This window comes from Microcystis sp. LEGE 00066, from assembly GCF_015207925.1.
Taxonomy (GTDB): Bacteria; Cyanobacteriota; Cyanobacteriia; order Cyanobacteriales; family Microcystaceae; genus Microcystis; species Microcystis ichthyoblabe_A.
In genome coordinates this window covers 1-2,907 of sequence record NZ_JADEVX010000310.1, presented here as the reverse complement: position 1 = coordinate 2,907, position 2,907 = coordinate 1, and the positions used below count along the sequence as shown (strand labels likewise).

Here is a 2,907-nt window from a genome sequence, read left to right as displayed (position 1 = left end):
AGAGGGAATGCTATCCATCTCGGAATGGTTGGCAAAATCCTCCAGTGTTTTTACTAAGAGTTGTCAAACAATCCGAAACTGGTTTGGAGAAATAATTAGTTATTTCGAGCGAAGGACAACGAATGGGGTGGTCGAGGGAATCAACAATAAACTTAAACTAATAAAACGGAGAGGCTATGGCTTTAGAAACTTTCGGAATTTTTGGGTTAGAAGTATGTTATCTTGGCATCTTGTCTGTTGATTTAGCATAAAGAGTAACGAAGAGCCTCCATTCTTGACGAATCTCTTCATCAAGTTTCTTTAATTGTTCATGGAAAGTTTATGAATTTCCTTTTTTGATCATAAAACAGACTCGTTTTTTGTCATTATATCTTAAGGCTCCCATCACATTCACCCTTCCTCTTTTTCTTTGTCCATTCACTTTTTTTCGCTTTCCTTTTTTTGTCCAAGCTCTTCTTCTTATTACTCTCAAACTAAATCCACATTCATGAGGGGCTGTGTGGCGAACCTGCGTCGCCACCTTGAAAGCCCCGTCCCAAAACCATACCTGGATTGACTCTGGCTTTTCTTTGGCCAACTTTAAATATTCATCTAATTTTTCTTTAAATGCTTTTCTTAATTTCTTGTCTTGCTTATCTTCTAGACTATATTTCGCCCAGATATACACATACTTTTTTCTTCTCAATATTCTTCTCACTTGCGAGCCACTCAGTTTAATTCCTGTTTCCTTTTCTAGATGCTCTGCTAATCTTGCCGCTGTCCATCTCCCGAATTCATATCCAAATTCCTTCGGGTCTTCATCAACTATTTTCAATAGTAAATTAATATATTCCTCTGTGGCTTTTTTATGATTTCCATTTTTTCTCCCATCTTCTAGACTTTCTAAATTGTTAGGATCGCCGTGAACACACCAATGGGCGACCGTTTTGAGTGAACAGCCAATAAAATCAGCTATTTCTCGTTGAGTTTTTCCGTCGTTCAGCAAGAGAAACATTAAAATTCTTTCCCTAACCTCTGCTCTTTCTTCTTCTTTAAGAGCTTTTTGTAAGTTTTTCTTTTCTTCTAAGTCTAGGAAATCTTTGGCTGGCATAAGTAGGATTTTTCTCAAGTTACTATTTCTATTTTAGAACGCCGCTTTGTTACCCGAAGAAATCAAATCCTACCCATTTACCTTGCATCGAGACACCAGAAGTCTTGACAGACATTTAAACGATGATATCAGGAGGGCATTGCAGATGAGTTTTTAATATATCTAGCCTGGGAGTAATCCACCTATCATGCCAATATCTTACCAAGTCTCTCTGAGTAAATTTTCGCCATACTACTCGATTTGTATCTCCCAACAAATATTCCTTCCAGTTTTCAGCTAAAGGACAACGATAGTATCCTCTTTGCCAACCAATACTAAGCATATCTTCTGACAAGCCCAGTTCCCTTAAACCTCTTTTTAAAATACGCATTTTCCAATTTGGTCTCTCGCCAAATCGATAAGTTTCAAAAACTTCTTCTGGCACAACTTGCTTAATTAGTTCCCAGCTACCATTCGCTGTTATATGAAGATGGCTCTGTCCTTTCGTATAATTTACAAAATCCCAGTTGAGTAAACGATTATAAATTGCTGACTTACCAAATGCTCCTAAAGTATCGATATAGATAAGATAAGGTTTCTTATTTACCCCAGTAATGATAGAAGGACTATTTTTATATTTTTGATAAAAGTCTTCCCTAACTTTTGGAAACATTAAAGTAAGAGCAACTAATTTTGCTCCAAGCAGTTGATTATAAGGAAGAATTGATCCTAAAATATATGCAGTCATACAATTGTACAGTCGCTGCATTTTTTGATCTTTAGTCCAGCCAATAGAATCGCTATCTCTAACACCTAAACCAATAACAGGATCGCAAAGACTAACAATTCCAATCAACTTATCATTTTGTCGATCAAACACAAAGTATCAAATGCGTCTACCGTAACCAACTGTAACAGGTATAGACCAATAATTTGTGGCATATGACCAAAGTTGTTGATGATCTTCTTTAGATTCAACCATAACGAGATAAGGATTAACTTTAGATATATCAATATCTGATGGTTGTGCTATATACTTCTCAACTTCAGTTTTATGTTTTTGTCCTTTCAGATTTGTCCTTTCAGCTAACTTTCTTTGAATTTTTCTAAAATCATCATCATTATCAACAAGTATTTTGTGCTGGTTTTCATCCCATGTAATTCCATAAAATTCTAGGTTTTCAATTATTTTTTGTTTGATAATTTATTTTTGTTTATCCATGTTCATTTTCTCTTGAATATCATAAACTCTCATCCTTAATTTCTATTGTTGGTGAATTTAGATTCAGGATAAACCTTTTTCTCAACAAGTTTCTCAAATTCAGTCACTCGAACGGGAAGTGCAAAAGCCTGATCAGATGAAACCAGATAGAGATTACCTGCAATTGTTTCTCGTTGAATAAAATTAGCAATTACTCCCTCATAATTTATATTAGACTTTACCAGAGCTTTAATGTCATCAGAATTGCCCATGTGAAAAGCAAAAAAGTTTTCTGCTTGTGTTCTAATTTCATCAGAAATAGCAGAAGGGCGTTGTGTGACAGCAACTAATCCTAATCCAAATTTACGCCGGCTCTTCGTTACTCTTTATGCTAAATCAACAGACAAGATGCCAAGATAACATACTTCTAACCCAAAAATTCCGAAAGTTTCTAAAGCCATAGCCTCTTCTTTTTATTAGTTTAAGTTTATTGTTGATTCCCTCGACCACCCCATTCGTTGTCCTTCGCTCGAAATAACTAATTATTTCTCCAAACCAGTTTCGGATTGTTTGACAACTCTTAGTAAAAACACTGGAGGATTTTGCCAACCATTCCGAGATGGATAGCATTCCCTCT

The 2,907-nt window shown here is 35.6% G+C and carries 3 protein-coding genes and 2 pseudogenes; 1 reads left to right on the top strand and 4 read right to left on the bottom strand.

Translation table 11 applies throughout. The features are described from left to right. The coding region (locus tag IQ224_RS22910; RefSeq protein WP_194032751.1) for a transposase at positions 1-241 on the top strand (241 nt) is incomplete at its 5' end. A gap of 81 nt (positions 242-322) precedes the next feature. Here IQ224_RS22910 and IQ224_RS22905 read toward each other — a convergent pair. The 4 genes and pseudogenes from IQ224_RS22905 to IQ224_RS22890 form a co-directional block, all read right to left on the bottom strand. Continuing rightward, positions 323-1,090, bottom strand: a pseudogene (locus IQ224_RS22905) (IS630-like element ISMae23 family transposase); the annotation flags it as partial. A 115-nt stretch (positions 1,091-1,205) separates the two neighbouring features. Further along, positions 1,206-2,171, bottom strand: a pseudogene (locus tag IQ224_RS22900) (Druantia anti-phage system protein DruA). 155 nt (positions 2,172-2,326) lie between these two features. Further along, positions 2,327-2,542, bottom strand: a complete 216-nt coding sequence (locus tag IQ224_RS22895; protein ID WP_084990004.1) for a hypothetical protein — start codon at positions 2,540-2,542, stop codon at positions 2,327-2,329. Between the two features lie 124 nt (positions 2,543-2,666). Then, a partial coding sequence (locus IQ224_RS22890) for a transposase (RefSeq protein ID WP_194032751.1) occupies positions 2,667-2,907 on the bottom strand: 241 nt, incomplete at its 5' end.

Coding starts and splice junctions, on each gene's coding strand:
- IQ224_RS22895 (WP_084990004.1), bottom strand. CDS start 2,542: ATGGGCAATTCTGATGACATTAAAGCTCTGGTAAAGTCTAATATAAAT.